Consider the following 3,586-nt stretch of genomic DNA (forward strand, 5'->3'; position numbering starts at 1 on the left):
ACGAAGAGGTCATTTTATCCTCTAAACTTGGTAAATTCAAATTAAAATCAAGAAAAGCCTACATCGGTAGAAACCCCAAAACAAAGAAAAAACTAAAAATTCCTGCCAAAACGGTAGTAACTTTCAAATTATCTAAAGCCATTAAAGATAAAGTGAAAACTTTAATTTTAAAATAACCCAATTATTTTCTTTTAAAAAACCTAAGAAAGGAGGTTATTTATGTCATTAAATAAAAAAATTTATCTGAGTTTGATCGGATTATTAAGTTTAGGTTTCTTGATTTTATTAATCTTTGGTATCACCCATTCTCGTCCATCAACTAAAACTCCATCATTAACTAAAAAAACTCCATCAACACCACAACAAGAGATCGACCACCAAATCAAATTAGAACAAGCCAAAATCAAAGAATTACAACAAAAAGATCACACCTTAAAAACCCAAATTGATGAAAATGTTAAAACTTTAACCGACATTATTACTAAAATCAAAACTCTCCAAACCGAATTAACTAATAATCCGCAATTAACTCCAACCATTAAAACCCAAAAACAACAACAATTAACCGAACTAAAAACCCAACAACAAACCCAACAAACCTTAGTCGATAATTTATTAGAACAAAGAAGAGTGTTAAACCAAAATCAAAAAGAAAAACAAGAAGAACTAGAAAAATTAGCTAAAGAAAAGGATCAACTTCAAACCCAAGAAAACCTCCAACAACAAATTTTCCAATTAAACCAAGCTCTTAATTATGTCGAAGCTAATCAAAAAAGAATTGAAGAATTAAAAACTCAAAAAGAATATCAAAAAAATCAAACTGAATTAAAAAATTTCAAAGATTTTCAACTTTTCTTAACTGATCAAAAATTTTCTTTTGAAAAACAAAAGAAAAACTTACAAACTCAATTAAATCATTTAAAAGAAAATAAACCTCTTCCTCATACTAAAAAGAAAGTGACATTCAAAGACGTTTACGGCATGGAAAGCGAAAAAGAAGAATTAGAAGACTTATTAACTTATTTTCGCACGAACCAATCCTTAATTAACTTCGATCAAGTTCGTCCCAAAGGTTATTTACTTTATGGACCACCAGGAACAGGAAAAACCTTTTTAATTAAAGCTCTTTGTGGTGAGGCTAACGTGCACTTTATTAATTTAATTCCTTCCAAATTCCGACAAAAATACATCGGAGAAGGGGAAAAAGAAGTGGATAAAGTGTGGCAAGAAGCCGAAAATCATGATAAAACCATTATCTTTATTGACGAAATCGAAGGATTAGAAAATCGTAATGATTCCAACATTTCTTCAGGAGGAGTCAATGTGATTAATACTTTATTAGATAAATTAGATGGTTTTAATAGTAGTAATAAAAAAATTGTCTTAATGGGAGCTACTAATAACCTTCATAAAATTGACTCCGCTTTACGCAGTCGTTTTAGTAAAGAAATCTATATTGGACATTTAAAAGATCATGAAATTGAAGGTTATTTAAAACATATTATCACCCCTTATCAAATTAGTTATCATACTTTCTTAGCTTTAAAAGAGATTACTCAATTATGTCAAGGTAAAAATCTTTCTAACCGTGATTTAACCACAATCATCGAAGAAGCTTACAAAAAAACGGCTAAATGGTCTCAACAAAACCCTCAAACTCACGAAGTCATGTTACCTTCGGATATTGAAGAAGTCTTAAATTTAAAATTAAAAATAAAACCCGATCATCAAAAAGTAAAACAACGCCGAACAGCTTGTGAAAACCAATACGCCCAATGGCGTGAAGGAATCCTTCAATATTTAGATAAACCTAAAGACGAAACTAAAATTGAATGTCGCTATACTTTTGATGGTTTAAACGGAATTAACTATTACAATCGTCGCCATTATCAAATCCAAACGGAATTAAATAATATTAATCAGCAATTAACTAAAATCCACCAAGAAAATAAAATCTCTCAATTGGAACAAGAATTAGCCACTTTAAACCAAACACCTGACAAATACGAACAAACCATTAAAGATAAAAATCAAGAAATCATCGATATTAAAAATAAACTTAAAACTCTTCCAGCTCAAGAAGAAAGTTTAAGAAAAGAATTAAAGCTGGTCGAAAATCGTCGCGAACTTCAAAAAGAACCCTCTAACTTAGTTTGTTACATCAAAGATCGTCATCCTTTCGACCGTTGGAATAAAGATGGCGATACTTATAACCATACTACTTTAGACGGATTTGATTCCACTTCTTTTTATGCCAAAGATGATAGTTATTTATGGCGTTATATCAATTTCGAAAAACAACAACACAAAGGCCCAGGTGGTAATTATTTAATCCTTAAATACAAAGGCCCTAAACACTTCTTAGAAGAAGACAAAGACTATTACCTTGGTGATGCTTTCGTTCACAATTCTGATTTCAAATTAACCAATTTCCACCTCCACTTCAATCCAAAAAGAAGAACTTTATCTCTTTACCAAGATAAACACAACTATGATAAAGTTAAAGAAGCCGCATATAATAAAAGAACCAGCGATGACTGGTGATAAAAAAAGAATAAAAAATAAAAGGAGATTTAATTTATGTTTAAATTACAAAAACATTTACTATTGTTTAATATCGTTTTATTTATTGGTTTATTTTTGTTTGCACATAAAAAAAAGATCTATGCTTATCCTTTGTTAAACAAAGTTACAACTGGTATTTACACAGAACTAAAAACAGTTGAAAATGCTAAAGCGAATATAATTATTACTCATGGCATTGCTGAAAGTTCTAAAGAATATGAAAAACTAACTAACTATTTAAATCGATCTGGTTATAATGTTTTACTTTATGATATTAGAAGTCATGGACAAAGTAGAAGTGATAATAATAATATAGCGGATATTGATAGTTTCCATACTTTTTTAGATGACTTACATTTAATAGTTAATTCTTTAAAACAAGAAAATAATTTAAAAATTATTTTATTAGGACATAGTTTAGGTGGAATGATTAATAATTGTTATGTTTATAAATATAACGATATTGATGGTGTTATTAATAGTGGTTCTCCGACAAAAATAATAGATTCTGTAATTAATTTTATTAATCCAGAAAATATTCAAAATATGGATAATATTCCAGTAGGTATGAATTATGAAAAATTATCCAGATTACCTTTGACTACAGAAATGAAAAATTGTCGTACTATTAATTTTTTAACACCAAATTTTATAAGAAACACTATGATTTTAAGTATTCAATATTTTCAAGAAAAAATAATAAACGAATTATTTCAATATCCAGTTCCCATATTATTATTACATGGCGGTCAAGATCAAATTATTTTACCAGAAAATAGTCAAGAACTTTTTGATTTGATTCAAAATACAAATAAAAAATTAAAATTGTATCCTTTAAATTATCACAATTTATTTAACGATTTAGATAATGAACAAGTTTATCAAGATGTTATTGAATGGTTAGAACAATTTAATATTTAAAGACCCGCCAGGGTCTTTTTTATTTAACAACACACACAACTTGGAAAGGAAAAATAACCATGTTAATTAAAAAAATCTTTCAATCTTTACCTAGTAATCT

General features: G+C 28.2%; 3 protein-coding genes. All 3 read left to right on the forward strand.

Annotated features, from left to right (window positions below; all coding sequences use genetic code 11):
* Positions 1-176, forward strand: a 176-nt coding sequence (locus tag RI68_RS01695) for an HU family DNA-binding protein (RefSeq protein WP_017193530.1), incomplete at its 5' end; no start/stop codon positions are given.
* 43 nt (positions 177-219) lie between these two features.
* Positions 220-2,544: an ATP-binding protein gene (locus RI68_RS01700; protein WP_017193531.1), complete on the forward strand. Its 2,325-nt coding sequence runs from the start codon at positions 220-222 to the stop codon at positions 2,542-2,544.
* 36 nt (positions 2,545-2,580) lie between these two features.
* Positions 2,581-3,486 carry an alpha/beta hydrolase gene (locus RI68_RS01705; protein ID WP_017193532.1) on the forward strand — a complete coding sequence of 302 codons (906 nt, stop codon included), beginning with the start codon at positions 2,581-2,583 and terminating at the stop codon, positions 3,484-3,486.
* Positions 3,487-3,586: the final 100 nt, after the last annotated feature.

This window comes from Vaccinium witches'-broom phytoplasma str. VAC, assembly GCF_000309405.1.
Taxonomy (GTDB): domain Bacteria; phylum Bacillota_I; class Bacilli_A; order Acholeplasmatales; family Acholeplasmataceae; genus Phytoplasma.

Bases quoted from the DNA above. Each gene is read 5' to 3' on its own strand.
- RI68_RS01700 (WP_017193531.1), top strand. From the start codon at position 220: ATGTCATTAAATAAAAAAATTTATCTGAGTTTGATCGGATTATTAAGT.
- RI68_RS01705 (WP_017193532.1), top strand. From the start codon at position 2,581: ATGTTTAAATTACAAAAACATTTACTATTGTTTAATATCGTTTTATTT.